Annotated in this window: 19 protein-coding genes, 9 tRNA genes, 3 rRNA genes and 1 pseudogene; 30 read left to right on the top strand and 2 right to left on the bottom strand. The window is 41.0% G+C overall.

Annotation, left to right across the window (positions count from 1 at the left end; genetic code table 11):
* Positions 1–4 precede the first annotated feature (4 nt).
* The 7 genes from FI644_RS08260 (at position 5) to FI644_RS08230 (ending at position 7,711) form a co-directional block, all read left to right on the top strand.
* Positions 5–1,039 carry a LacI family DNA-binding transcriptional regulator gene (locus tag FI644_RS08260; protein WP_142108220.1) on the top strand — a complete coding sequence of 345 codons (1,035 nt, stop codon included), beginning with the start codon at positions 5–7 and terminating at the stop codon, positions 1,037–1,039.
* Positions 1,040–1,064: 25 nt separating this feature from the next.
* Positions 1,065–2,729, top strand: a complete 1,665-nt coding sequence (locus FI644_RS08255; protein ID WP_142108219.1) for a glycoside hydrolase family 13 protein — start codon at positions 1,065–1,067, stop codon at positions 2,727–2,729.
* 167 nt (positions 2,730–2,896) lie between these two features.
* The gene (locus FI644_RS08250) at positions 2,897–3,598 is read left to right on the top strand and encodes a response regulator transcription factor (protein ID WP_053478052.1); all 702 of its coding nucleotides are present in this window, start codon (positions 2,897–2,899) and stop codon (positions 3,596–3,598) included.
* Entirely contained in the window at positions 3,595–5,046 is a 1,452-nt protein-coding gene (locus FI644_RS08245; RefSeq protein ID WP_053478053.1) for a sensor histidine kinase, read from the top strand. Before FI644_RS08250 ends, FI644_RS08245 begins: the two co-directional genes overlap by 4 nt.
* Positions 5,047–5,051: 5 nt before the next feature.
* Entirely contained in the window at positions 5,052–6,131 is a 1,080-nt protein-coding gene (locus FI644_RS08240; protein ID WP_053478054.1) for a LolA family protein, read from the top strand.
* Between the two features lie 128 nt (positions 6,132–6,259).
* On the top strand, positions 6,260–6,841 hold the full coding sequence (def, locus tag FI644_RS08235; RefSeq protein WP_056681922.1) for a peptide deformylase: 582 nt from the start codon (positions 6,260–6,262) through the stop codon (positions 6,839–6,841).
* Positions 6,842–6,868: 27 nt separating this feature from the next.
* Positions 6,869–7,711 (top strand): pentapeptide repeat-containing protein, encoded by an 843-nt coding sequence (locus FI644_RS08230; RefSeq protein ID WP_053478056.1) that lies wholly within the window; start codon positions 6,869–6,871, stop codon positions 7,709–7,711.
* Positions 7,712–7,809: 98 nt separating this feature from the next.
* On the opposite strand, the gene FI644_RS08225 is transcribed toward FI644_RS08230, so the two are convergent.
* Positions 7,810–9,258 (bottom strand): aminotransferase-like domain-containing protein, encoded by a 1,449-nt coding sequence (locus FI644_RS08225; protein WP_053478057.1) that lies wholly within the window; start codon positions 9,256–9,258, stop codon positions 7,810–7,812.
* 129 nt (positions 9,259–9,387) lie between these two features.
* Here FI644_RS08225 and FI644_RS08220 point away from each other — a divergent pair, with 129 nt between their 5' ends.
* The 10 genes and pseudogenes from FI644_RS08220 (at position 9,388) to FI644_RS08175 (ending at position 17,449) form a co-directional block, all read left to right on the top strand.
* Complete coding sequence (locus FI644_RS08220; RefSeq protein WP_053478058.1) at positions 9,388–10,002, top strand: LysE/ArgO family amino acid transporter; 615 nt, start codon at positions 9,388–9,390, stop codon at positions 10,000–10,002.
* 71 nt (positions 10,003–10,073) lie between these two features.
* A complete protein-coding gene (locus FI644_RS08215; protein WP_056681925.1) occupies positions 10,074–10,652 on the top strand; it encodes a nucleotidyltransferase family protein in 579 nt (192 codons plus the stop codon).
* A 3-nt stretch (positions 10,653–10,655) separates the two neighbouring features.
* Positions 10,656–11,669, top strand: coding sequence for a serine hydrolase domain-containing protein (locus FI644_RS08210; RefSeq protein ID WP_053478060.1), 1,014 nt, complete (start codon positions 10,656–10,658; stop codon positions 11,667–11,669).
* 227 nt (positions 11,670–11,896) lie between these two features.
* Positions 11,897–12,457, top strand: a complete 561-nt coding sequence (locus FI644_RS08205) for a GNAT family N-acetyltransferase (protein ID WP_053478061.1) — start codon at positions 11,897–11,899, stop codon at positions 12,455–12,457.
* Between the two features lie 96 nt (positions 12,458–12,553).
* Positions 12,554–13,227: pseudogene (locus FI644_RS08200) on the top strand (HAD family hydrolase).
* A 5-nt stretch (positions 13,228–13,232) separates the two neighbouring features.
* The gene (locus FI644_RS08195) at positions 13,233–14,444 is read left to right on the top strand and encodes a multidrug effflux MFS transporter (RefSeq protein WP_053478062.1); all 1,212 of its coding nucleotides are present in this window, start codon (positions 13,233–13,235) and stop codon (positions 14,442–14,444) included.
* Positions 14,445–14,514: 70 nt separating this feature from the next.
* Entirely contained in the window at positions 14,515–14,958 is a 444-nt protein-coding gene (locus FI644_RS08190; RefSeq protein ID WP_053478063.1) for a DUF6157 family protein, read from the top strand.
* Positions 14,959–15,151: 193 nt separating this feature from the next.
* Positions 15,152–15,964 (top strand): TrmB family transcriptional regulator, encoded by an 813-nt coding sequence (locus FI644_RS08185; protein WP_053478064.1) that lies wholly within the window; start codon positions 15,152–15,154, stop codon positions 15,962–15,964.
* A gap of 61 nt (positions 15,965–16,025) precedes the next feature.
* Positions 16,026–16,913, top strand: a complete 888-nt coding sequence (locus FI644_RS08180; RefSeq protein ID WP_056681928.1) for a DMT family transporter — start codon at positions 16,026–16,028, stop codon at positions 16,911–16,913.
* Positions 16,914–16,990: 77 nt separating this feature from the next.
* Positions 16,991–17,449, top strand: coding sequence for a GNAT family N-acetyltransferase (locus tag FI644_RS08175; RefSeq protein ID WP_053478066.1), 459 nt, complete (start codon positions 16,991–16,993; stop codon positions 17,447–17,449).
* Positions 17,450–17,500: 51 nt separating this feature from the next.
* Here the strand turns inward: FI644_RS08175 and FI644_RS08170 are convergent, their stop codons facing one another.
* Entirely contained in the window at positions 17,501–18,667 is a 1,167-nt protein-coding gene (locus tag FI644_RS08170; protein WP_053478067.1) for an MDR family MFS transporter, read from the bottom strand.
* Between the two features lie 170 nt (positions 18,668–18,837).
* Between FI644_RS08170 and FI644_RS08165 the strand changes: the two genes are divergently transcribed.
* The 13 genes from FI644_RS08165 to FI644_RS08105 all read left to right on the top strand — a co-directional run bounded on the left by FI644_RS08165 (position 18,838) and on the right by FI644_RS08105 (position 26,144).
* Complete coding sequence (locus FI644_RS08165; RefSeq protein ID WP_053478068.1) at positions 18,838–19,707, top strand: LysR family transcriptional regulator; 870 nt, start codon at positions 18,838–18,840, stop codon at positions 19,705–19,707.
* A gap of 414 nt (positions 19,708–20,121) precedes the next feature.
* Positions 20,122–21,672 (top strand): 16S ribosomal RNA (locus FI644_RS08160).
* 311 nt (positions 21,673–21,983) lie between these two features.
* A 23S ribosomal RNA gene (locus FI644_RS08155) occupies positions 21,984–24,916 on the top strand.
* A gap of 64 nt (positions 24,917–24,980) precedes the next feature.
* A 5S ribosomal RNA gene (gene rrf / locus FI644_RS08150) occupies positions 24,981–25,097 on the top strand.
* The 16S, 23S and 5S rRNA genes sit together here with 9 tRNA genes alongside, the layout of an rRNA operon.
* A 43-nt stretch (positions 25,098–25,140) precedes the next feature.
* Positions 25,141–25,215: transfer RNA gene (locus FI644_RS08145), tRNA-Glu, on the top strand.
* Between the two features lie 4 nt (positions 25,216–25,219).
* Positions 25,220–25,295, top strand: a tRNA-Val gene (locus tag FI644_RS08140).
* Between the two features lie 70 nt (positions 25,296–25,365).
* Positions 25,366–25,441: transfer RNA gene (locus FI644_RS08135), tRNA-Ala, on the top strand.
* A 24-nt stretch (positions 25,442–25,465) separates the two neighbouring features.
* A tRNA-Met gene (locus tag FI644_RS08130) sits at positions 25,466–25,539 on the top strand.
* A 12-nt stretch (positions 25,540–25,551) separates the two neighbouring features.
* Positions 25,552–25,644 (top strand) — tRNA-Ser (locus tag FI644_RS08125).
* A 164-nt stretch (positions 25,645–25,808) separates the two neighbouring features.
* Positions 25,809–25,882: transfer RNA gene (locus FI644_RS08120), tRNA-Met, on the top strand.
* Between the two features lie 3 nt (positions 25,883–25,885).
* A tRNA-Asp gene (locus FI644_RS08115) sits at positions 25,886–25,962 on the top strand.
* Between the two features lie 13 nt (positions 25,963–25,975).
* Positions 25,976–26,051: transfer RNA gene (locus FI644_RS08110), tRNA-Phe, on the top strand.
* 17 nt (positions 26,052–26,068) lie between these two features.
* A tRNA-His gene (locus FI644_RS08105) sits at positions 26,069–26,144 on the top strand.
* The last annotated feature ends 13 nt before the right edge of the window (positions 26,145–26,157 follow it).

Raw genomic sequence — 26,157 nt, 5'->3', positions numbered from 1 at the left:
TCGAATGACTGTGACAATCATAGATGTAGCGAGAGAAGCCAATGTTTCCCCGTCTACCGTTTCACGTGTAATTGCAGATAGTCCAAGAATTAGTGAACAAACGAAGCGTAAAGTAAGAGAGGTAATGGAGCGTTTAGCGTATCATCCAAACTTTCAAGCGAGAAACTTAGCTGCAAAAAGCACGAAAACAATTGGTGTAATCATGGCGCACTCTACTTCACTGGCATTCCAAAATCCTTTTTTTCCTGAAGTCATTCGTGGGATTTGCACAAGTGCTCATTCAAGCCAATATGGAATTTATTTATCTACAGGCGGTACAGAGGAAGAGATTTATCAAGAAGTTGTGTCAATGGTGCAAGGAAGAAAGGTAGATGGAATTATTCTGCTTTACTCTCGGGTGAATGATCGGACAATGAACTATTTAAAGCGTTCGGGCTTTCCGTTTACAATGGTAGGCCGTCCGTATCAATACAAGGATGAAATTACATATATTGATAATGATAATAGACAAATAGCACATGAGGTAGTTGATTATCTTTTTAGCTTAGGGCACGAACAAATTGCCTTCATTGGAGGGAATCTAGACTATGTCGTTTCATCTGACCGTTTGGAAGGATACCGTCAAGCTCTAATGGAGGCAGGTCTTTCATATTCAGATGCATATTTTATCCATGATGATGTATTTAAATCACAAGGAAAAGGCTCTGTTCATGACTTGATGAAGCTAGATGCTCCACCGACTGCTATCGTTGCACATGATGATTTGGTTGCATATGAGATCATACGTTATTTAGAAGAGCTTTCCATTCAAGTCCCTAAGGATATCTCTATCGTGAGTTTTAATAACCACGCACTGTCAGCATATGTGAAGCCACCTTTAACATCTGTTGATATTTCAATTTTTGAACTAGGCTTTGAAGCAGCAAACTTTTTATTAGAAATGGTAAGTAATCCTGAGGTGGCAGTGAGGTCCCATTTTGTGTCAACTGCTTTAATTGAAAGAGAATCTTGTAAAAGAATGAACGGATTGGTTGAATAAACAACAACAGATAAAGAGGGATAATATGGAGAAAATTTGGTGGAAGGAAGTAGTTGCTTATCAGGTGTATCCACGAAGCTTTCAAGATTCGAATGATGATGGAATTGGAGATTTGCAAGGACTTCTTTCTAGATTAGATTACATTCAGGATTTAGGAATCGATGTCATTTGGATCTGCCCCATGTATCAGTCACCGAATGATGATAATGGATACGATATTAGTAATTATCAAGAAATCATGGAAGAGTTCGGCACAATGGCAGATTTCAATCTGCTCCTAAAAGAAGTACATCAGCGCGGTATGAAGATAATAATTGATTTAGTCATTAATCATACAAGCGATGAACATTCTTGGTTTATTGAATCCAGGTCTTCGAAAAGTTCCGAAAAGCGTGACTGGTATATTTGGAGAGATGGGGTCGACGGGAAAGAGCCGAATAACTGGGGAAGTATTTTTAATGGATCTGCTTGGGAATTTGATCAAGAAACGGAGCAATACTACTTACACTTATTTTCGAAGAAGCAGCCTGACTTGAATTGGGAGAATAAGAATGTAAGAGATGCTTTATATGAAATGATCAATTGGTGGTTAGATAAAGGGATTGATGGATTCCGAGTAGATGCAATCAGTCATATTAAAAAAGATACAACATTTTCGGATATGCCAAATTCAGATCAGCTTCCTTATGTTCCTGCATGGGAGAAGTATATGAATGTCCCGGGAATCATGACCTACCTTGAAGAATTAAAACAAGAAACTTTTGCGAAGTATGACATTATGACTGTTGGAGAGGCAAATGGTGTTGGTACAGAGGATATTCATGAATGGGTGGATTGGGCAGATGGAAAATTCAATTTGATTTTTCAGTTTGAACATTTAAGTCTATGGGATGCTGAAACGAAGAAAAAGCTCAACATTCCGGCGCTAAAACGTGTTTTAACAAGGTGGCAGAAAGCATTAGAAGGAAGCGGATGGAATGCGTTATTTATAGAAAATCATGATCAGGCACGCTGTGTATCTACTTGGGGAAATGACGGTGAATACTGGAGGGAAAGTGCGACGTCACTTGCGACGATGTACTTCTTTATGCAGGGAACGCCATTCATTTATCAAGGACAGGAATTGGGTATGACCAATGTGAACTACAAAACCATAGAGGAATATAATGATGTTGCTACAAAGAATTTATATACGCACCGAATAGAACAAGGAGAATCCTCTGTGCAAGTGATGGACATCATCAGGAGAACAAGCCGAGATAATTCACGAACGCCTATGCAGTGGTCTGCTGAAGAAAATGCCGGATTTACAAAAGGTATCCCATGGCTCAAAGTAAATCCGAACTATACTAAAATTAATGTAAATACCCAGAAAAAAGACCCGCACTCTATATTGAATTATTATAAAAAGATGATTCACTTACGTAAATCAAATGAGATATTTGTGTATGGTGCATATGATTTAGTGTTAGAAGAACATCCATCGCTTTACGCTTATACTCGTACATTAGGTCAAGAGAAGGTGCTTGTTTTGTGTAATCTATCGGAAAAGCAGGTGTCTGTTGAACCAGTGGAAGGGATTACCTATAAAAGGCCATATCTAATGCTGGCAAATCTTGAAATAGAGGATCATGCGGAGACAGCTGCTATCAAGCTTGCTCCATATGAGGCGAGAATTTATAAAGTGTAAAGGAATAAATAAAAATAAATATTGTTTTTCACCCCGTCCTAAAATAGAACGGGGTATTTATATTGAATGTAAAAGATGCCAATTTCTACTATGATAAAAGTAAAGTAATTATAAAGTTTTAAATCCTATCATTTTTTCATGCTATCTTTGTTTTGGGAGGAAATCAGATGGAAGCAAACATTTTACTAGTAGAAGATGATACCGAAATCGCACGTATTATTCGTGATACGCTAATAACAGCAGGACATAAAGTGACGTGGGCTACAACGGGACTAGAGGGGTTAAATGACTTTCAGTCAGGTTCGTATGATTTGATGCTAGTCGATTTAATGCTTCCTGAAATGGATGGATTTGCATTATGCCGCAATGTACGCTGGAAAAGTGACATACCGATTATCATTATTAGTGCGCGTAAAGATGATGTCGATAAAATTGAGGGGTTAGGACTCGGAGCGGATGACTATATGTCCAAGCCGTTTAGTTTAGCAGAATTAAAGGCACGCATTGATTCTCATTTGAGACGCTGGTTCCGTTATAACCGTATAGAAGAAGAGAGACATGAACTTCTTTATGATCGAGGCTTAACAATCAATTATAGTTTACAATGTGTATTTTTATTTGGGGAAGAGCTCCCATTAACAAATAAAGAATTTGAGCTGCTATGTTTGCTAGCTGAAAATGGCAACCGCATATTTTCTAAGCATGAGATCTATGAACACGTATGGCAGCAGGCAGATATAGAAGGATTACATACTGTTACAGTCCATATTAAATCTCTTCGGGAAAAACTAAAGGACCCAGTTAAATCTCCGCATTTTATTCAAACCATCTGGGGGAAAGGATATCGCTTTATTGGTGTGCCGTCGTGAAAATAAAAACTTGGCTGCTTGTTTCCTATCTAATCGTTATGATCCTCCCGCTAGTTGCAGCATACGTCCTGTTTCTTTGGATTAATGCTTATCATCAAGAAAAAAATGTAGAAGAGTATTTTGAGAAATGGGTTGAGCTCCAAAAAATAATAGAGGTAATAGATACACCAGAAATGTTCCAGCTCGGCAGATCATATGAAGAACTTAATAAGTTAACAGGAGCGCATATAGAGATCAATCTATATTTAAAGGAGGGCTTTTTATTATATACGTCCAATCCAATAAAAACACAGATTGATACAATTGCCAGCACCGATAAACTTTATAAAAACTTATATGAATTTGAAAAAGATTACTATGCGTATACCTATCGATCGCCAGTTCTACAAGGGAAAGATATTATTGGCATCTATGAGGTCAGATTAGCACGTAACGAGTGGGTGAAGGGCGTTTCTGATCGAACCTGGCTGGTTATTGGCATCTTTGTCCTATTCTTTGTTGCTATTCTCACTATTGTTGCATTTCTTGTCAATCGTAAATTAAATAAGCCGCTTCGATTGTTGATGAAACAAATGAAAGCCTTCGCGGAAAAAAATGAAGTTTCACCTATTTATGAAGTGAATGATGAAATTGGTGAGCTCGCAAAAAGTTTTGATGAAATGCGCCTTCAAATTATTACTGCTAAACAAAAGCTTATAGAGGAGCAGGGTGAAAAAGAATATATGATAGCAAGTATTTCTCACGACTTAAAAACACCGCTCACATCTATTCGAACCTATGCGGAAGCACTAGTTGGGAAGATTCCTAACGAGGAGAAGATCAATGAATATAGTAAAGTGATTGTCGATAAATCGAACTATATGAAACATATGCTAGATGATTTATTGATGTACACACTCCTTCAAACCCCAACGTATGAAATGGAGCTTGTAGAAGTTGATGGAGAAGAATTTTTTGACATGCTTATCTCAGATTATGAGCCGCTTTGCATGGAAAAGGGGATTACACTTGAATTGCTTTCTACAGTAGAAGAATTTTACCTTGTCAATCCTAAGCAAATGCTTCGAGTAATGGATAATTTAATGAGTAATGCGATTAAGCATTCGGATTCCAAGGATCATATATTGCTAGCTGCGATCCATTCGAATCACCTTCCCCTTTCTATCATGCCATTTGTTAAACCGCTATTAACAAAACAAGAAGGTATGTATTTGATCGTTCAGAATAGCGGTGAGGGCATTGAACAAACAGAGCTAGAAAAAGTCTTTAAGCCTCTTTATCAGGTCGATTCCGCTCGTACAAAAAATAGAGGTTCAGGTACAGGTCTTGGGTTAAGTATCACAAAACAAATTATTGAGAAGCATGGCGGTACAGTAGAAATAGCGTCAGAGAAACAAGTTGGTACATGTGTGATTTGCTGGCTTCCTTCAATAAATAAAGGAGAATGAAGAGGATGGAATTTTTAAAATCATTAAAGGTAATTAGCGCAGCAGCTGTTATGTCTATTAGTTTAGTAGCTTGTTCGGCGGAGGGTAATGAATTTTCTCCGGAGCAAGTAGTACAAAAGGCGTTGGCAGATAATGCGAAAATGCCCGCATACTATGGTGAATCTGTCATGAAGTTTAATGATGAAACTGGAAATATTGAATTAAAGGAATGGGTTTCTGAAGACGGAAAACGTCGAACAGAAGCGGTAATGCCGGACACAGGGGAAAAATCAATTACAGTGAATGATGGCAATAAGCTGACTTCATATGAAGCAGCCACGAATACTGCATTTGTCATTGAGGTGACAGAAGATACACCAATGCATCAGTCCCCGAAAGAGCAGGCAGAGATTCTTTTGGATGCCATTAAAGACACGCATTCTATTACACTAGTTGGTGAAGAAAAAATGATTGGACGGGATGTGTTTCATCTAAAAGCGGAAGTGAAGGATGAAAGCACATTGTACGGTAATCAAGAAATTTGGGTGGATAAAGAACATTGGCTGGTTCTAAAAAGCATTTCGACAAGTGGTGATATTCAAGTCTCTGTTGAATATAAGGAAATCGAATTTAACCCGACATTTGAGAAATCGTTATTCACGTTGAAATTGCCTGAAGATGTTGAGATAAAGGATGTTTCAGCTATGATCGAAGAACAGCCGGTGGATTCTTTAGAAGATGCCGCGGAAATAATGGAGAAACCCTTCCTGTATGTACCAGAAGAAGACGGCATTGCAATTGAACAAATGACGGTTATGTCAGGTGGAAGTGATATCAACCCGGAATTAACGTTAACTTATTTTAAAGACAATCTTCCATATTTCTCATTGAATGTATTCGCAATTGACGAGGAAAATAAAGAATTTGATGGCGAAGGAATGAACATCCGCGGATTAAAAGGGGATAAAACAGATATAAAAGGCTTTCGACTGCTAAACTGGGCTGAGGATGGTTTCGGATACAGTGTAATACTGTCACATCCAGAATTAACATTTGAACAGATGATTAAAATAATTGAAGAGATGGAATATTTGAAGGGGAAATAAAGCTACTATTTTAGGCAGTTGTAAAAATGAGCACCAAGCTGAAGGATAAAAAAGATGTCCAATATACTGGACATCTTTTTCATTCCTATTATATGTTTTAAATAAGAAAGTTAATGAGGTGTTCATATATGAGTAAATTTCATTCAGATTACATGATTACAATGAAAGATATAGTCCAAGAAGGAACGGATGTATTACGAGTAAAAACGCAAGAAGTAAACATTCCGCTCTTAGAAGAAGATAAAGAAGCTTTACTATGCATGCTTCAATATTTGAAAAACAGCCAGACCCCATCTATCTCAAAGAAATATAAATTACGCCCAGGGTCAGGGTTATCCGCTAACCAAATTGGTCTTGATAAGCGAATGTTTGCTGCGCTTTTTTTGGATGAAAGAAATGAAGACGCCGAGTATATGATGATTAACCCAAGAATTGTTAGCCATTCAGTAAATATGATTTATCTGCCTGAAGGGGAAGGGTGCCTCTCGGTGGATCGGGAAGTGATTGGGTATGTACCAAGATATGAACGAATTAGAGTAAAAGCATATGATATAAATGGACAAGAAGTTGAATACAAATTGAAAGGCTATGGTTCAATCGTTATTCAGCATGAGATGGATCATTTAAACGGCATCATGTTTTATGATCGTATAAATAAAGAAAATCCATTTAAATTACCAGAAAATGTAGAAATACGCAGCTTGTATTAATGCATGAGAGGGAGTGTACGTGCTTTTATGAAAAAGAATACAATTCCTGATGAGTTACGTTCAGACTGTAAAAATTGTTTCGGTTTGTGCTGTGTTGCTCTCCCTTATGCGAAATCTGCTGATTTTGCTTTTAATAAGGATGGGGGAACTCCATGTCCTAACCTACAAGCAGATTTTCGCTGCGGAATTCATAATCATCTCAGGGAGAAAGGATTTCGAGGCTGTGTTTCCTATGAGTGCTTTGGTGCCGGACAGAAGGTATCGCAAGTGACTTATCTTGGAAAAGACTGGCGTGATCATCCAGCCTTAACTAAGGAAATGTTTGATGTTTTACCGCGTATGCAGCAGCTTCATGAAATGCTTTATTACTTAAATGAAGCCCTTTGTCAGGAGGAAGCCGAATCAATATATATAGATTTGCGGGCTGCTATAGAAGAAACAGAATCTCTGACAAACCTGCATTCTGAATCTATCTTAAGCCTCGACATACCGGCTCACAGGATGAAAGTGAATGAATTACTTCTTCGAACAAGTGAACTAGTGCGAGCTAAAATCACTTTAAAGAAAAGTCAAAAGAAGTACAGCAAAATAGGCAGGGGAAGTGACCTGATCGCAGCAAAATTAAGAAAGGCTGACCTTAGAGGTGCCAATTTAAGGGGAGCTTTGTTAATCGCAGCAGACTTAAGAGGAGCAGATATGAGAGAGGCTGACTTAATTGGAGCTGACTTTAGGGACGCTGATTTAAGAGGAGCTAATCTCACAGGAAGTCTTTTTCTTACTCAAGCTCAAGTGAATGCGGCTAGGGGAGATGTTTATACGAAATTGCCATCTGCTTTAAGGATCCCAGAACATTGGTTAGAAGTGGGGTAATCACACAAAGGGCGTATTTTGAGATCATGTTTCAAAATACGCCTATTATAATATTTGGCAGTTGAAGCCGAATAAACTCTGACTTTGAATTTTAAACATTAACTCAAACAAATGAGATCATGAATAATCTCTGCCAGCCGAATGAGCCCTTTTTCGAATTGCTCCATTGGAGCATATGAATAAGACAAGCGTAAATGGTGCTGGTTACTTCGATCATATACATTTCCTGGGTTTAGTAGTATTCCTTCTTTTAAGGCTTTTCTAAACAATAGATGAATGGAAATTTGTTTATTGATAGAAAGCCAAATATAAAAGCCTCCTTTAGGCACATTCCAAGTGGCAATATCTTTAAAATATGTATTTAGAAGATTTATAGTAAAATCTCTCCGTACGAGTAATTCAGCTCGTATCTCCGCTAAATGGTCATTGTAAAGCCCGCTTGACAGCCACTCAGCAACCGCAAATTGGGATAAAGAGCTTGATCCATAATCTGTTTGCATTTTTATATCTGATAAACGATCAATGACAGGCTCCGGACCAACGATCCAGCCAATTCTCAAACCTGGTCCAAGAGTCTTAGACATGCTCCCTATGTATAAAATTTGCCCCTGCTCATCCATTGATTTTAATGGATGAGGTGGCGGATTTTCGAACCATAGGTCTCCATATACATCATCTTCAATAATGGGGATTCCTTCTTTCATACATACATTTAGGAGCTCCATGCGTCTATTTAAAGACATGACTATCCCTGTTGGATTGTGGAATGTAGGGATTGAATAAAGTAACGCTCCATTATGCTGCCTTTTTAGACGTCCGATTGATTGAGATTGAATCCCTTCTTGATCCATGGGAATACCAAATAAATTCATTCCTGCTGATTGGAAGACATGGACTGAATTTAGATAGGAAGGTGTTTCAAGCAGGATAGTGGAGCCACGGTGCAATAAGCCGACGGAGACCAAGTGTAACGCTTGAAGTCCGCCAGATACAATCATAATGGAAGATGGGGAGGCGTTAATCCCTTTAGATTTGATATATCCACTTATTATTTCGCGTAAGTACAGACTTCCCTTTGGTTCCGAGTACCCTAAAGAAAGCGAAGGGGTTCTGTGGAATATTTGTTTCATTTTTTGTGCAGGCAAAAGTTCAGGAGAAAGCTCTCCTGTACCAAGTCGAATGATGGCGGGGTCTGTTTCTGCCGCATTAATGTCTTGGATGATTTGCGTATTTGGATGATAAGCACCTGATTTTACATAGCTGATCCAATCAGGCGGTGGTGTGGCAGCAAGTAAACTCCATGTGTTATTGACAACTAATGTGCCTTTTCCTACTTTAGCCTCGATTAATCCATCCGCAGAAAGCTCTCCTAATGCATAAACGATCGTACTGCGATTTACTTGGAATTTTTGTGCTAGGTCACGTTGAGGTGGGATTTTCGTTCCGACCGACCATTCACCATTGATTATTTTCCTTTTTAAATATTCGTATATTTGGTGATGAAGGGGAATTGAAGATGATCTATTTAGTTTCCATTCATCCGACATACAATCACACTTTCTAATTTTTATACCATTATAAACTGATTGGTTGGAAATAAACACAACCAATTGGTTGGAGATTGTGCCATTTAATTTTTATACAATGGGAGCATGAAGAAAGTGGGGGATGTATACATGTTAGAAGCAATTCTTCATGGGTTCATTTTAGCATTTGGGTTAATCTTGCCATTGGGTGTGCAGAATGTATTTGTTTTTAATCAAGGTGCGGTTCAGTCTCAGTTTCGAAGAGTGCTGCCAGTCATTATGACTGCCTCTATTTGCGATACGCTATTAATTTCCCTGGCTGTTTTAGGGGTGTCGGTTGTTGTTCTTGAATACATTTGGTTAAAAGTCATTCTTCTCACTGCGGGTTTTTTGTTTTTAATCTATATGGGGTTTGTTACTTGGAGAAGTAAACCGGAGAGTAATGAACAGACTACGATTGTTTCGTTCACCCCGAAAAAGCAAATGGTATTTGCCATGTCAGTCTCACTGCTGAATCCACATGCTATTCTAGATACAATCGGTGTAATAGGGACGAGTTCATTAAAGTATGCAGGAAATGAAAAGGCGGCATTTGCTGTCGTGTGCATCTTTGTTTCCTGGGCATGGTTTATGGGGTTAGGCGTTGCTGGAAGAATCACAGGGAAGATGGACAAATCAGGTAGATTGCTAATGGTATTAAATAAAGTATCGGCAATCGTCATGTGGGGAACAGCTGTTTATATTGGGTGTTCGCTTATTATATGAATCTCGTTAAAAGGAATTTTATAAGAATAGACGAAATAGTTATATATCCCTTTTAAAAAGGAGTTTTCCAGATGCTTAAAAGTAAAGAAGATATAATTGCAATAATTAAAGAAGATCAATGGATGATGGAGCTTTTACGGAATGCAAAAGAATTGAATTTACCTGATTGGTGGATTTGTGCGGGGGTTGTTAGATCGAAAATTTGGGATGTGCTTCACGGGTTTAGTGAGAGAACGAGAATACCAGATGTAGATGTTATCTACTTTGATCAGACGAATCTGGATGAATCAGAGGAAAAAAGGCTTGAAAAAGAGCTTCATTCACGTCTGCCGGCTATTCCTTGGTCGGTAAAGAACCAAGCGAGAATGCATGTTATTAATCATTTTCCTCCGTATCTTTCTTCTGTTGATGCGATTTCAAAATTTCCTGAAACAGTTACCGCACTAGGAGTTAAGCTTGATGATGGCGACAATCTGATTTTGACTGCACCTTGTGGAATTAGGGATGTATTAAATATGGAGGTAAAACCTACCCCTTTTTTCAAAGAAACGAAAGAACTTACGTTAATTTACGAGGAGCGGTTGAAGAAAAAGGACTGGAGCTCTGTTTGGAATAAGGTAACAGTCATCCATATAGTAGGAGGTACATGACGATTGAAGCTGAAAAAGAAATTAAATAACCAATTCCAGTCTGTTGAATTACATGTTAGAAATACATCTAACATGGTAGATTGCTCTGGTGCGAGTGTAATGGTTATTCACAATGACCAAATTGCTTCGGAAGCATATTGGGGAAAGCACTCAAAAGCTCCTGATGCACGTCCGGTTCAAGAAGACTCCCAATTTCATGTAGCGTCTGTCCGAAAAAGTTATATCGGTTTTGCAGCTGCATACGCGATATATAATGGTTACATTCAATCAATTGATGATGAAGCAGTGAAATATCTGCCTGCAGTACATACTGAAGTTTTTGGTAATACAACGATTAGGCACTTGCTAACGCATACCCATGGATTAGATAGATTTGAGGGGAATAACATTCGTGAATTTCCGCCAGGGCAGAGCTGGGCATATCGAGAAATAAGCATAGAAATATTGACGCAAATAATCCACTGTTCCACAGGTAAATCAATTGCTGAAATCTTAAAAGAACAGGTTTTCAATCCTTTAGCATTTAATGAAACAGGCTGGCATGATGACCATAGTGAGAAATTAGCGGAAGTGATCAGAGACCCAGATAACAAGTTTTGGTCTACTGACAAAGGGACGGATGGAAATAAGAAAAACATGTATGTATCCACAAGAGAGCTTGCTTATTGGGGATATCTTCATTTAAAGCAGGGGTGTATTGATGGAAAACAAGTCGTGGCAAAGGAGATCATTCGGCTGGCTACCTCTCTGCAAAGTCCCGAATTAATAAATATGGATCTTCCCCAAAACGGCTTTTTATGGTTTGTGAAGAATCTGCCTGCAAAGAAGACGGAAATAGGGGAACTTGTGCCTGAGGGTTCTTTTCAAATACTTGGATATACAAGTGTAGCGTTATTAGTGATTCCTAAACACAATATCATTGCTGTTCGCATGTTTAATAGCTTTGGTTCCCCTCCTGGATACGATTATTTAGCAGATATTCGTGCATTTGGGGATACTGTAATGAAGTGCATATAAAAAATTATTGAGTACCATCATAATTTATCTGCGAAATTAGCCCATTTATCTACGAAATTTAAGATATATCTACGAAAGTGACTCATATATCTACGAAATTAAGGATATATCGATTTTTCGACAAAATTACCGCAATCCATTTTAAATATTTATGATTTTTCATGAAATTGCTTGTGCGATCGGAGTGAATTCGTTATAACTATATAAAACGCTAAAGGATGAGGGCTATGAATCCATTATTATATGACTTTCCTGAGGAGTTTGAAACAGAAAGACTAATCATACGAATGCCGAGACCAGGAGATGGAAAGGTGGTATATGATTCTATTAAAGCTTCAATCACTGAGCTGAAGCCATGGATGCCGTTTGCTCAGAAGGAACAGTCGGAAACAGATGTAGAAATTAATATTAGAGAGTCATATATTAACTTTTTAAAGAGAGATGACTTGAGGTTGCTTGTTTTCTTAAAGGAAACAGGAGAATTTATTGCTTCCTCTGGATTACATAGAATCAATTGGTCGATTCCGAAATTTGAAATAGGCTATTGGATTGATACAAGACATAGCGGTAAAGGATATATGACAGAGGCGGTTCAAGGCATTACAGACTTTGCGGTAAACGAGCTAAAGGCTCGAAGAATAGAAATACGCTGTGAATCAACAAACATAAAAAGCCGCGCAATTCCGGAAAGATTGGGCTTTGTATTGGAAGGTATCCTAAGGAACGAAGGATTATCTGCTGAAACGAATGAACTAAGAGATACTTGTGTATATGCCAAAATAATTTAAATGGTGGAAATATAAGGCTGTCGAAAGGCGGTCTTATTTCGTTTCTATCAAAATGCTACGAAGTTAATTTACTATAATATGAATAAGGAGCGCAAAGTGATTAAAGCGGTTTTATTTGATTTAGATGGTACGTTATTAAATCGAGATGCATCGTTAAAAATTTTTTAGATGAACAATACAAGCGGCTATATCAATATTTAGGACATATTCCAATAGAGAAGTATACTTCTAGGTTTATAGAATTAGAACAGAGAGGATATGTTGGAAAGAATAAGGTTTATCAGCAATTGATCGGTAAATTTAATATTAGCGGAATATCCCAGGAGATCTTACATCAGGACTGTATAAATGAATTTAGCAGCTGCTGTGTTCCTTTTCCTAATCTCATAAACATATTAGAAAGTTTAAAGGAAAGATCCATCCGCTTAGGGATCATTACGAATGGACAAGGAAAATTTCAAATGGATAATATTAAGGTTTTAGGGATTGAAAACTATTTTGATGCCATTCTAATTTCTGAATGGGAAGGAATAAAAAAGCCGAATCCAGAAATATTTAAGAGGGCATTAAGTAAATTGGATGCGGCAGCCTATGAAAGTATGTACGTGGGTGACCACCCAGAAAATGATGTGCTGAGCTCTAAAAATATAGGACTGTCAGCGGTATGGAAAAAGGACATATACTGGGGGCATGCTGAAGCAGATTTCATTATTAATGATTTAATGGAACTGCTCAAAATTGTTGAATCCCAAGAAGGAAGGACTTATTAGTAATTATGAATTCTCTACAACAAATTCATGTAAAGAAACCATTAGCGAAAGTATGGATGGTCCTTATATTGGGCTCCTTGACAGCCTTTGGTCCACTATCTTTAGATATGTATTTGCCATCCTTGCCGATAGTGGCGGATGACTTGCAGACAACTGCTTCTCTTGCACAGTTGAGTTTAACCTTTTGTTTATTAGGTCTGGCACTAGGACAATTATTTTTTGGACCGTTAAGTGATATACAGGGGAGGCGGAAACCGCTTGTACTGACATTAATCATTTATTCGGTCTCGTCTGTTTTATGTGCGTTCAGTCCAAATGTATGGGTCCTTATTTTGCTCCGTTTTATTCAAGGTCTGACAGGAGCAGCAGGAATTGTCATTGCTCGGGCAACCGCACGAGATCAATATACGGGCAAAGATTTAACGAAGTTTGTTTCACTCTTAGCCCTTGTCAACGGTGCGGCGCCGATTCTTGCACCTATTTCGGGTGGGGTTATTTTACAGTTTGCTAGTTGGCAAACCGTATTTATTATTCTAGGAATTATCGGATTAGTGATGTTTCTTGTTGTTGCTCTTTTCCTGCCAGAAACCTTGCCTGAAGAGAAAAGGTCAGAAAGTGGTATGCTGGCTACACTAAAGACGTTCCGCAATCTTGTTAAGGATCGCCTGTTTATGGGATTTGCGCTGACGCAAGCATTTATATCAACAAGCATGTTTGCGTATATTGCGGGTTCCCCTTTTGTCCTGCAAAACCTTTACAATGTAACGCCGCAGCAATTTAGTTTATTATTTGCGCTGAATGGAATAGGAATTATTGCCTCGGCTCAAATAACTGGGCGCTTAGCTAATACCATTAATGAAGTAAAACTATTAATGGGCGGGATTGTTCTTGCAGCTGCAGGAAGTATAGTTTTGCTTTTCGTTACCTTTTTACATCTTTCTTTATTTGCTATGGCAATTGCATTATTTCTAGTTGTGGCAAGTGTTGGGATTGTATCGACAACCTCCTTTTCATTAGCCATGCAAAGTCAAGGAAGGTCTGCTGGAAGTGCTTCTGCACTCCTTGGTTTATTGCCGTTTATAGGGGGAGCCATTGTTTCTCCGTTAGTAGGTATTGCTGGTGAACAAAGCGCAGTTCCAATGACAATTATTATTGCGATTTTTAATCTAGGTGCTTTGCTTTTATATAGTATTCTTTTGCAAAAGCGAAACAAATAGCCATTTGCAATATTAAATGTTAGTAGAATAGGGAAAAAGAATATAGTATTTCTGTGAGAAAGGAGGGAAGATGTTGAAAAAGAAGGATATCAATTATTATCAGACATTTATTACCGTTGCGCCAGATTGCCTGGCAATGGAAGGAATTGTGCCTCCTCTTCGAAAGGGAGGTGCAACCAAATCCCGGATTGAATATGATCTTCTCTCAAGCCATCCATATACATACACTCAGGAGGGTCTAATTTTTGAGGTATATATACGCCATAAATTGATTCCAGAGGAAGAGCTGCGGGCAAGAGGAACTCAGATTAGAGAAGAGCTATTTCAAAAATCCCAGGCTTGTTTAAGAGCCTCGATGCTTCCAAAAAAATACGGATGGGGGCTTCATTTTGATCGTGCGGGGAAGATTGCTCTCTACGGTCTTGAATCTTCAGATTATCAAAAGTATCTTTTGAACGAAGGCAATGAACTAAAACTACTGCCCGCTATGCGAAACAGCCGTTTACGGTCCTAAGACTAACAACATCATTATCGATTCCAGAGGAAAAATCGAGAACGGGCATTGTCATGCTCGTTTTATTATTTGTCTAAGGGACATTACTTGTCATTGTTTTTGTATAAATCAGTCTATTAAGATTTATCTATAGACTTTTTATTATAATTCGATTATAGTTGTTAGTAATATAACTACTATCGTGGAGGGGCATATGGAGGATAAAGCTATTATAGAATTGCAAAAACATGGTTTTTCAAAGTATGAATGCAAAGCATACATAGGTTTATTGAAATCACCCGCTGTTACCGGTTATGAATTAAGCAAGCGTTCTGGCGTTCCAAGATCCATGATTTATGAAGTACTGGGGAAACTCCTTGATAAAGGAGCAATTCAAACAGTTCCTTCCGATCCTATTGTTTACAAACCGGTTGAGCCGAAACAGCTGCTTTCTCGTCTAAAAGAAGAGATGAATACATCATTAGAATGGCTGGAAACGTCGCTAACTATGTTTGAAAGTGACCAGAAAGTGGATGTGGTGACAAGGATTGTCCATTATGAGCATATTGTTCAAGAAATGATTTCTATGATTCGCCTCTCGAAAAAGGAGATTTGGCTATCCGTATGGTCACCGATTGTGAAAGAGATTGAAATGGCTATTCGGGAGAAGGAGGGATCCATCCCGATATTTACAGTTTTATTTGGAGCTGAAGAAAAGTCGCTAGGTCATACTTATCATCACAACTATATGGCACCAGATATTGTTAGCAAACGAATGGGTGGATATTTGACGATTGTCATTCGGGATGAAGAAGAAGCGCTAATTGCGAAATTTAGCGACAGAGGTTCTGAATGGGCTGTAAAGTCAACGGATCCTGCCCTTGTCCTTATTGCAACTGAATATATTCGGCACGATATTATGGTAGAAGAAACTATTAATATGCTCGGCCCCGGTAAGCTAGAAGCGCTTTGGAAAAGTCGAGAAGACTTAATTCAAGTAATGACGGGAAAAAACAGCTTAGAATAAGCTGTTTTTTTATCAAAATAATATAGTTGTTATTGTAATAACTACTTAAGGAGGAAGCAATATGTATCCAAAACTTAAATTTGCGCTCTCAATGGCTATATTCGGTTCTATTGGTTTATTTTCAATAAAAACCGGACTTCCCTCCATTGAATTGGTTTTCGTCCGCTGCGTTTGTGCAAGTATACTTCTGGGAATAATCTGGGGATTCCATTCGTTAAAAACAAAAAATCAGAAAAAGACGGTTATTCCTCGCCGGGAGTATATACTTGCGCTGCTTTGTGGTGTTTTTCTTGTCATAAACTGGGTCTTTTTCTTTCGTTCAATCGAGGTCATGCCTATTACTGTGGCGGTTTCCATCTATCATTTAGCGCCAGTCATTGTACTTCTTCTAGGCACTTTCATCTTTAAAGAAAAAATAACCGGATTAGGAATGTTGTTTTTCTTTATCTGCTTTTTAGGTACCTTGTTGGTTGGAGGAATTCACCAACAATCATCTATTGCTGATTTCCTATCAAATGGGGTTCTTTGGGCATTTGCAGCAGCATTATTCTATGCGTTTACTTCCATCACGGGTAAGGGGATCCAAACCCTTAGTCCACTGGCGACAACAGTTATTCAAACAACATTGGGGATTATTTTATTGTTTCCATTAGTAGATTGGTCAAACTTTCTTCATCTTACCTTTGAAAATTGGTTTTATATACTTGTTACAGGGTTCATTCATACTGGATTTGTCTTTTACTTATTTTTCAGCGGCTTACGTGAGCTAAAGGCGCAAACGATTGCTATTTTGGTATTTATTGATCCGATTGTTGCTATTTTATTAGATGTGCTTATTTTGAATTACCGCCCTGATATTTTCCAATTAGTAGGAATTTTTCTAGTGTTTGCGGGGATTAGTTATTCGCCCAAAAAGGCTAAAAATATAGAAAAAGTAGCTGCTGGATAGCAGGAGTATTTCGATGGAAAAGCTAATATAGATAAAGTAACTTAACAGTCTAGGAAAAAAGAAAGTGAGATGGAATTATGTCTCTTCACATCCGTGAAGTAACAGCAGACAATTGGCGTTTAGTGGCTGGTTTATCAGTATCTGAACAACAAACTCAATTTATTGAAAGTAATGCTTACTCCTTAGCGGAATCAAAATTCGAAAACAATGGGGTTTCTGTGGGGCTGTATGATGGTGAAATACTTGTTGGGTATGCCATGTATGGATGGCCATCAGAAGTAAATCAAAGTGCTTGGCTTGATCGTTTCATGATTGATTACCGATATCAAGGCAATGGGTATGCTAAACAATTTTTGCCTCTTTTACTTGAATATATTCAGCAGCAATATGCTTGTCAAAAGATTTATTTAAGTCTTCATCCCGACAATGAACCTGCTCAAAGATTATATGAATCGTTTGGATTTTATTTAAATGGTGAAGTAGATGACAGTGGACCTGTTTTCGGCGTTGTTATGGAATTAAGGGTTAATAAATAACAGGAGGCGAATAGTACTGAGTGCTGTTCGTCTCCTGTTGTTTATATTTTATTATCTGCTTACCTCATTTAATGAAACGTATTTACTCCTCCTCCATTGCAGCACGTGTATACATAATGCTGAGAAAATGCCTGCTAATGCTCCGATCATCCAGTTGACTTGCGGCATATGCTCAAACAGCCATCCGCCGGCACCTTGGCTAATGCCTCCACCGATAGCCATCGCAAGTAATGAAAAACCAAAATAGCTGGCTGAAAACTGAGGAGGTGCTATATCCGCTGTGTATTCATAAGAGGTTGGTTCCACGAGCATGATTCCAACGGCATATGTGCAAAAACCTATCCAAAATAGTAGGAAGTTATCAGATAATCCGACTAATAATATTCCTGCTCCCATAATGCTCATTCCTATTTTAATAACTGATAATCTCTGAAATCTCTTTGTCCATTTTTGCAGCGGATATTGAAAGAAAACGACGATGATTCCATACACAATAAATAGACTTGAGACATATGATGAATGGTTAAATACCTTTGCAGCATGTAATGGAATCGTTAAATATAATTGCATAAACATGAACCAAAACCCGATCATGCTAATCGTAAAAAAGATAAATAAACGATCTGACTTAACTTTTTTCCAAGAATCCGCAAATGATTGCTTTGGGACAGCTACCTTTTCATTCGGAAGAATTAGAAAGGTAAGGATGCCGCTGATGATAAAAATACCTCCACAAACGAGAGAAGAGTAGAAAAAGTCAAGCTGCAATAAGATTCCGCCCAATATACCAGCACATATGATCCCTGAGTGACGTACGATTTTATCAAGAGAAAAAATGTCGCCTCGCTTTTTAGAGGGAGTAAAGATTGTTAGTGCAGCTTTGCTTGTTGGTTCAAATAATGAACCTCCTATCCCTGTAATAATAGCTGCAGTAATTAATTCAAATGGGGTAGTGCAAAAGGCGAACAACAGGAATCCAGCCCCACGCAAGATCATCCCGATACTAATCATCAGCCGGTAATCAAAGCGATCGCCGAGTATTCCTGAGAGAAAGGATGTACCTTGCTGTGTTAATTGGCGGAGCATAAGGACAACCCCGGCGATTCCGGCGGAAAGGGCTAAGTTTCCTGTAATATAGGCAGATAAAAATGGAATAAAGGCAAAAAAACTTACGTTCATAAGAAACGAGTTAACTAATAATAATCGAATGGCTTTCATCTGGTTCCCACCTTTGTTTGACTAATTTAGAAATAAATGAATGAATAGCTATATTAAATTACAAAGTCAGCGATGCTCTTTAATACAAAGTGTATCAACGGCTTTGCTATTTGTATAACGAATAATTACAATGGTATTAATTATAAAATCGAATCGTTAGGATGAGGGAAATGGAAATTCAACAACTTCGTGCTTTTTTGTCTGTCGCACAGACAAAAAACTTTACTAAATCTGCTGATTTAATGTATGTGTCGCAATCAACTATAACGATGAGAATTAAAGCGTTGGAACATTCCCTTGGCAAAATGTTGTTTGAAAGGGATAATCGCCAGGTTCATCTGACTGCTGCTGGAAAGGAATTATTGGATTATGCTAAAAGAATTGTCGAACTTGTTGATGAAGGGTCAAGAAAGCTGAACTTGGAGGAAAAATTTGATAGCTCGCTAGTCGTAGGGAGTCTACATTCATTATGGGATTATTTGCTCTTCCCTATTATGAAAGACTTTCAAATAAAACATCCCAAAACGGCTCTTCGTTTTATAACAGGTCATTCGTGGGATATCGTGCAGCATATCCTTGATGGTGTCATTGATTTTGGCGTCGTCTATATTCCTCCATCCCATCCGGAAATAGAGGTAGTGAACTTTAAAAGTGAGGAAATTAAGTTGGTTGCCAGAGCGGATAATCCTTTTACCGAGGAAATTGATTTAAGTACTTTAACGGCATTGCCTTATATTCATATGGAGTGGGGACCAGGTTATAAATTATGGTTTGAAGAATGCGTCGGTAAGCAAGTATTTGCTTTACAAGTTGATCATGCCTCATTATATATCCATTATTTGCAAAATGATAATTTTATCGGACTGCTGCCATCTGCTATTGCTGACACACTCATCCAAGAAGGGGAGCTTACAGAGCTTCGCTATCGATCAAAAGTAAAAGCACCTTTCATTCAAAGCTATATCATTTATCCTAAACGCAAGTATGAAGCAGTAAAGCATTTGTTAGATTACATGATGCAAGCTGCGGATAGAATGTAAAATAATTTAGGCAAAAGTAAATGGCTTAGAGGATGAAATCCATTTGTGCAGTATAAATTGTAAGAAGTAGTAGTGTCGTTAATTTTTGTGAGTGATCAATATTGAAAAAAGATTTTTCTATTTTGCTATTGATTTTTAAGAGAAATGATTGTAATATAATATATCTCAGCTGAAAGATCAGATGAATGATATAAATTTTCATTTATTTAATTTTTTAGTTGTTGACAAAAGTCGGTTTAATTTGATAAGATGTAAATCTGTTGTTGTCACAGAAATTATTTCAAAAAAGTAATTGACAACATTTCGACAGTATGATATAATAAAATTCTGTCACAAAATAGTTCTTTGAAAACTAAACAAAGCAAAACGTCAACGTAAATTCAAGTTTTAAAACTTAAGAGCTAATCTTACTCTTTATTGGAGAGTTTGATCCTGGCTCAGGACGAACGCTGGCGGCGTGCCTAATACATGCAAGTCGAGCGAATCTGAGGGAGCTTGCTCCCAAAGGTTAGCGGCGGACGGGTGAGTAACACGTGGGCAACCTGCCTGTAAGACTGGGATAACTTCGGGAAACCGGAGCTAATACCGGATAATCCTTTTCTACTCATGTAGAAAAGCTGAAAGATGGCTTCGGCTATCACTTACAGATGGGCCCGCGGCGCATTAGCTTGTTGGTGAGGTAACGGCTCACCAAGGCGACGATGCGTAGCCGACCTGAGAGGGTGATCGGCCACACTGGGACTGAGACACGGCCCAGACTCCTACGGGAGGCAGCAGTAGGGAATCTTCCGCAATGGACGAAAGTCTGACGGAGCAACGCCGCGTGAGTGATGAAGGTTTTCGGATCGTAAAACTCTGTTGTTAGGGAAGAACAAGTACCGTTCGAATAGGGCGGTACCTTGACGGTACCTAACCAGAAAGCCACGGCTAACTACGTGCCAGCAGCCGCGGTAATACGTAGGTGGCAAGCGTTGTCCGGAATTATTGGGCGTAAAGCGCGCGCAGGTGGTTTCTTAAGTCTGATGTGAAAGCCCCCGGCTCAACCGGGGAGGGTCATTGGAAACTGGGAGACTTGAGTGCAGAAGAGGAAAGTGGAATTCCAAGTGTAGCGGTGAAATGCGTAGAGATTTGGAGGAACACCAGTGGCGAAGGCGACTTTCTGGTCTGTAACTGACACTGAGGCGCGAAAGCGTGGGGAGCGAACAGGATTAGATACCCTGGTAGTCCACGCCGTAAACGATGAGTGCTAAGTGTTAGAGGGTTTCCGCCCTTTAGTGCTGCAGCAAACGCATTAAGCACTCCGCCTGGGGAGTACGGCCGCAAGGCTGAAACTCAAAGGAATTGACGGGGGCCCGCACAAGCGGTGGAGCATGTGGTTTAATTCGAAGCAACGCGAAGAACCTTACCAGGTCTTGACATCCTCTGACAATCCTAGAGATAGGACGTTCCCCTTCGGGGGACAGAGTGACAGGTGGTGCATGGTTGTCGTCAGCTCGTGTCGTGAGATGTTGGGTTAAGTCCCGCAACGAGCGCAACCCTTGATCTTAGTTGCCAGCATTCAGTTGGGCACTCTAAGGTGACTGCCGGTGACAAACCGGAGGAAGGTGGGGATGACGTCAAATCATCATGCCCCTTATGACCTGGGCTACACACGTGCTACAATGGATGGTACAAAGGGCTGCAAGACCGCGAGGTTTAGCCAATCCCATAAAACCATTCTCAGTTCGGATTGCAGGCTGCAACTCGCCTGCATGAAGCCGGAATCGCTAGTAATCGCGGATCAGCATGCCGCGGTGAATACGTTCCCGGGCCTTGTACACACCGCCCGTCACACCACGAGAGTTTGTAACACCCGAAGTCGGTGGGGTAACCGCAAGGAGCCAGCCGCCTAAGGTGGGACAGATGATTGGGGTGAAGTCGTAACAAGGTAGCCGTATCGGAAGGTGCGGCTGGATCACCTCCTTTCTAAGGATGAAATGAAGTCTATCTTCATTAAAAGACGTTTCTTGCTTTGTTTAGTTTTGAGAGAACTAACTCTCAAAACTTGTTCCTTGAAAACTAGATAACAAATTGACAAGACATCATAAAAGTAAGTTCTTTTTTAAACAAACTTAGGTTTTCTTTCTTATTTATAAGATTGTGAACCGTGAGGGAAATGAGAAGCGAACAGGTCGAGGAATCGAGCGAGGAAGCACCGGAACGTACGTAGTGTGTACGTGAGGATGCTGACGAACGAAGATGACGAAGAGATGTGAAGCTTATCGTTGACCGAACTAGGTTAAGTTAGAAAGGGCGCACGGTGAATGCCTAGGCACTAGGAGCCGATGAAGGACGGGACTAACACCGATATGCTTCGGGGAGCTGTAAGTAAGCTTTGATCCGGAGATTTCCGAATGGGGGAACCCTCTATCCGTAATGGGATAGAATCTTTACCTGAATACATAGGGTATTGAAGGCAGACCCGGGGAACTGAAACATCTAAGTACCCGGAGGAAGAGAAAGCAAACGCGATTCCCTGAGTAGCGGCGAGCGAAACGGGATTAGCCCAAACCAAGAGGCTTGCCTCTTGGGGTTGTAGGACACTCTACACGGAGTTACAAAGGAGCGAGGTAAATGAACAGGTCTGGAAAGGCCGGCCAGAGAAGGTAAAAGCCCTGTAGTTGAAACTTCGTTCCCTCCAGAGTGGATCCTGAGTACGGCGGGACACGAGAAATCCCGTCGGAAGCAGGGAGGACCATCTCCCAAGGCTAAATACTCCCTAGTGACCGATAGTGAACCAGTACCGTGAGGGAAAGGTGAAAAGCACCCCGGAAGGGGAGTGAAAGAGATCCTGAAACCGTGTGCCTACAAGTAGTTAGAGCCCGTTTATGGGTGATAGCGTGCCTTTTGTAGAATGAACCGGCGAGTTACGATTACATGCAAGGTTAAGTTGAATAGACGGAGCCGCAGCGAAAGCGAGTCTGAATAGGGCGAATGAGTATGTGGTCGTAGACCCGAAACCAGGTGATCTACCCATGTCCAGGTTGAAGTTCAGGTAACACTGAATGGAGGACCGAACCCACGCACGTTGAAAAGTGCGGGGATGAGGTGTGGGTAGCGGAGAAATTCCAATCGAACTTGGAGATAGCTGGTTCTCTCCGAAATAGCTTTAGGGCTAGCCTCATGTAGAAAGAGTCTTGGAGGTAGAGCACTGTTTGGACTAGGGGCCCCCATCGGGTTACCGAATTCAGACAAACTCCGAATGCCAAAGACTTATCCATGGGAGTCAGACTGCGAGTGATAAGATCCGTAGTCAAGAGGGAAACAGCCCAGACCACCAGCTAAGGTCCCAAAGTATACGTTAAGTGGAAAAGGATGTGGAGTTGCTTAGACAACCAGGATGTTGGCTTAGAAGCAGCCACCATTTAAAGAGTGCGTAATAGCTCACTGGTCGAGTGACTCTGCGCCGAAAATGTACCGGGGCTAAACGTATCACCGAAGCTGTGGATGGACATCTACGATGTCCGTGGTAGGAGAGCGTTCTAAGGGCGTTGAAGCTAGACCGCAAGGACTGGTGGAGCGCTTAGAAGTGAGAATGCCGGTATGAGTAGCGAAAGATGGGTGAGAATCCCATCCACCGAATGCCTAAGGTTTCCTGAGGAAGGCTCGTCCGCTCAGGGTTAGTCGGGACCTAAGCCGAGGCTGAAAAGCGTAGGCGATGGACAACAGGTTGATATTCCTGTACCACCAAACTCCGTTTGAGCAATGGGGGGACGCAGGAGGATAGGGTAAGCGCACTGCTGGATATGTGCGTCTAAGCAGTTAGGCTGCAAGCGAGGAAAATCCCGTTTGCGTGAAGGCTGAGCTGTGACAGCGAGGGAAATATAGTACCGAAGTTCCTGATTCCACACTGCCAAGAAAAGCCTCTAGTGAGGATAAGGTGCCCGTACCGCAAACCGACACAGGTAGGCGAGGAGAGAATCCTAAGGTGAGCGAGAGAACTCTCGTTAAGGAACTCGGCAAAATGACCCCGTAACTTCGGGAGAAGGGGTGCTTTTTAGGGTGAATAGCCCTGAAAAGCCGCAGTGAATAGGCCCAGGCGACTGTTTAGCAAAAACACAGGTCTCTGCGAAGCCGCAAGGCGAAGTATAGGGGCTGACGCCTGCCCGGTGCTGGAAGGTTAAGAGGAGGGGTTAGCTTACGCGAAGCTCTGAATTGAAGCCCCAGTAAACGGCGGCCGTAACTATAACGGTCCTAAGGTAGCGAAATTCCTTGTCGGGTAAGTTCCGACCCGCACGAAAGGCGTAACGATCTGGGCACTGTCTCAACGAGAGACTCGGTGAAATTATAGTACCTGTGAAGATGCAGGTTACCCGCGACAGGACGGAAAGACCCCGTGGAGCTTTACTGTAGCCTGATATTGAATTTCGGTACAGCTTGTACAGGATAGGTAGGAGCCTTGGAAGCCGGAGCGCCAGCTTCGGTGGAGGCATCGGTGGGATACTACCCTGGCTGTATTGAAATTCTAACCCATGCCCCTGATCGGGGCAGGAGACAGTGTCAGGTGGGCAGTTTGACTGGGGCGGTCGCCTCCTAAAAAGTAACGGAGGCGCCCAAAGGTTCCCTCAGAATGGTTGGAAATCATTCGAAGAGTGTAAAGGCATAAGGGAGCTTGACTGCGAGACCTACAAGTCGAGCAGGGACGAAAGTCGGGCTTAGTGATCCGGTGGTTCCGCATGGAAGGGCCATCGCTCAACGGATAAAAGCTACCCCGGGGATAACAGGCTTATCTCCCCCAAGAGTCCACATCGACGGGGAGGTTTGGCACCTCGATGTCGGCTCATCGCATCCTGGGGCTGTAGTCGGTCCCAAGGGTTGGGCTGTTCGCCCATTAAAGCGGTACGCGAGCTGGGTTCAGAACGTCGTGAGACAGTTCGGTCCCTATCCGTCGTGGGCGCAGGAAATTTGAGAGGAGCTGTCCTTAGTACGAGAGGACCGGGATGGACGCACCGCTGGTGTACCAGTTGTTCTGCCAAGAGCATCGCTGGGTAGCTATGTGCGGAAGGGATAAGTGCTGAAAGCATCTAAGCATGAAGCCCCCCTCGAGATGAGATTTCCCATAGCGTCAAGCTAGTAAGACCCCTGAAAGATGATCAGGTTGATAGGTTTGAGGTGGAAGCGTGGTGACACGTGGAGCTGACAAATACTAATCGGTCGAGGACTTAACCAAAATGAAATACATGATGTCTGTCTGTTATCTAGTTTTGAAGGAATAATCCTTTAACTAAAAATAGTCTGGTGGCGATAGCGAGAAGGTCACACCCGTTCCCATCCCGAACACGGCAGTTAAGCTTCTCAGCGCCAATGGTAGTTAGGGGCTGTCCCCTTGTGAGAGTAGGACGCCGCCAGGCTAGGCCCTAATGTTGGGCTATTTTTTTCGTCTAATTTAATATGGGCCCCTTGGTCAAGCGGTTAAGACACCGCCCTTTCACGGCGGTAACACGGGTTCGAATCCCGTAGGGGTCACCATTTTGGAGGATTAGCTCAGCTGGGAGAGCATCTGCCTTACAAGCAGAGGGTCGGCGGTTCGATCCCGTCATCCTCCACCATAATTTTTATACCGGTATTTCCCAATTGAATGCCGATAGTTCGCGTATTTTGTTTTTCTTTTTATTTTATGGGGCCTTAGCTCAGCTGGGAGAGCGCCTGCCTTGCACGCAGGAGGTCAGCGGTTCGATCCCGCTAGGCTCCACCATATAGATTATTAACATAATATTTTGGCGGCGTAGCTCAGCTGGCTAGAGCGTACGGTTCATACCCGTGAGGTCGGGGGTTCGATCCCCTCTGCCGCTACTTATTTAATATGGAGGAATACCCAAGTCCGGCTGAAGGGATCGGTCTTGAAAACCGACAGGCGGGTCAAACCGCGCAGGGGTTCGAATCCCCTTTCCTCCTCCATTTAATTTAATATTACTATCGCGGGGTGGAGCACGATCGAAAACGCTTCGAAGGAATTACTTCAGCGCACCGATTGAGCTGCTGCTTGAATAATCTTCCCGAAATCGGGGCGGTTATTTTAACTGTAAGATAATTGCATAATTAAAAATTTATAATATTACTATCGCGGGGTGGAGCAGTTCGGTAGCTCGTCGGGCTCATAACCCGAAGGTCGCAGGTTCAAATCCTGTCCCCGCAATATGGTCCGGTAGTTCAGTTGGTTAGAATGCCTGCCTGTCACGCAGGAGGTCGCGGGTTCGAGTCCCGTCCGGACCGCCATTTTTTTGTATTTGGCTCAGTAGCTCAGTCGGTAGAGCAAAGGACTGAAAATCCTTGTGTCGGCGGTTCGATTCCGTCCTGAGCCACCATTTTCATTCTAAATATGGCGGTTGTGGCGAAGTGGTTAACGCATCGGATTGTGGTTCCGACATTCGTGGGTTCGATTCCCATCAGCCGCCCCATTTGTGTAATTTA

It is taken from the genome of Cytobacillus solani, from assembly GCF_006704205.1.
In the GTDB taxonomy this organism is placed as follows: domain Bacteria; phylum Bacillota; class Bacilli; order Bacillales; family Cytobacillaceae; genus Cytobacillus; species Cytobacillus solani.
This window is presented reverse-complemented; position numbering and strand designations above follow the sequence as displayed.

Bases quoted from the DNA above. Each gene is read 5' to 3' on its own strand.
- FI644_RS08255 (WP_142108219.1), top strand. From the start codon at position 1,065: ATGGAGAAAATTTGGTGGAAGGAAGTAGTTGCTTATCAGGTGTATCCA.
- FI644_RS08165 (WP_053478068.1), top strand. From the start codon at position 18,838: ATGGAAATTCAACAACTTCGTGCTTTTTTGTCTGTCGCACAGACAAAA.
- FI644_RS08260 (WP_142108220.1), top strand. From the start codon at position 5: ATGACTGTGACAATCATAGATGTAGCGAGAGAAGCCAATGTTTCCCCG.
- def (WP_056681922.1), top strand. From the start codon at position 6,260: ATGAGTAAATTTCATTCAGATTACATGATTACAATGAAAGATATAGTC.
- FI644_RS08225 (WP_053478057.1), bottom strand. From the start codon at position 9,258: ATGTCGGATGAATGGAAACTAAATAGATCATCTTCAATTCCCCTTCAT.
- FI644_RS08250 (WP_053478052.1), top strand. From the start codon at position 2,897: ATGGAAGCAAACATTTTACTAGTAGAAGATGATACCGAAATCGCACGT.
- FI644_RS08205 (WP_053478061.1), top strand. From the start codon at position 11,897: ATGAATCCATTATTATATGACTTTCCTGAGGAGTTTGAAACAGAAAGA.
- FI644_RS08190 (WP_053478063.1), top strand. From the start codon at position 14,515: ATGTTGAAAAAGAAGGATATCAATTATTATCAGACATTTATTACCGTT.
- FI644_RS08240 (WP_053478054.1), top strand. From the start codon at position 5,052: ATGGAATTTTTAAAATCATTAAAGGTAATTAGCGCAGCAGCTGTTATG.
- FI644_RS08170 (WP_053478067.1), bottom strand. From the start codon at position 18,667: ATGAAAGCCATTCGATTATTATTAGTTAACTCGTTTCTTATGAACGTA.
- FI644_RS08215 (WP_056681925.1), top strand. From the start codon at position 10,074: ATGCTTAAAAGTAAAGAAGATATAATTGCAATAATTAAAGAAGATCAA.
- FI644_RS08185 (WP_053478064.1), top strand. From the start codon at position 15,152: ATGGAGGATAAAGCTATTATAGAATTGCAAAAACATGGTTTTTCAAAG.
- FI644_RS08220 (WP_053478058.1), top strand. From the start codon at position 9,388: ATGTTAGAAGCAATTCTTCATGGGTTCATTTTAGCATTTGGGTTAATC.
- FI644_RS08195 (WP_053478062.1), top strand. From the start codon at position 13,233: ATGAATTCTCTACAACAAATTCATGTAAAGAAACCATTAGCGAAAGTA.
- FI644_RS08180 (WP_056681928.1), top strand. From the start codon at position 16,026: ATGTATCCAAAACTTAAATTTGCGCTCTCAATGGCTATATTCGGTTCT.
- FI644_RS08230 (WP_053478056.1), top strand. From the start codon at position 6,869: ATGAAAAAGAATACAATTCCTGATGAGTTACGTTCAGACTGTAAAAAT.
- FI644_RS08175 (WP_053478066.1), top strand. From the start codon at position 16,991: ATGTCTCTTCACATCCGTGAAGTAACAGCAGACAATTGGCGTTTAGTG.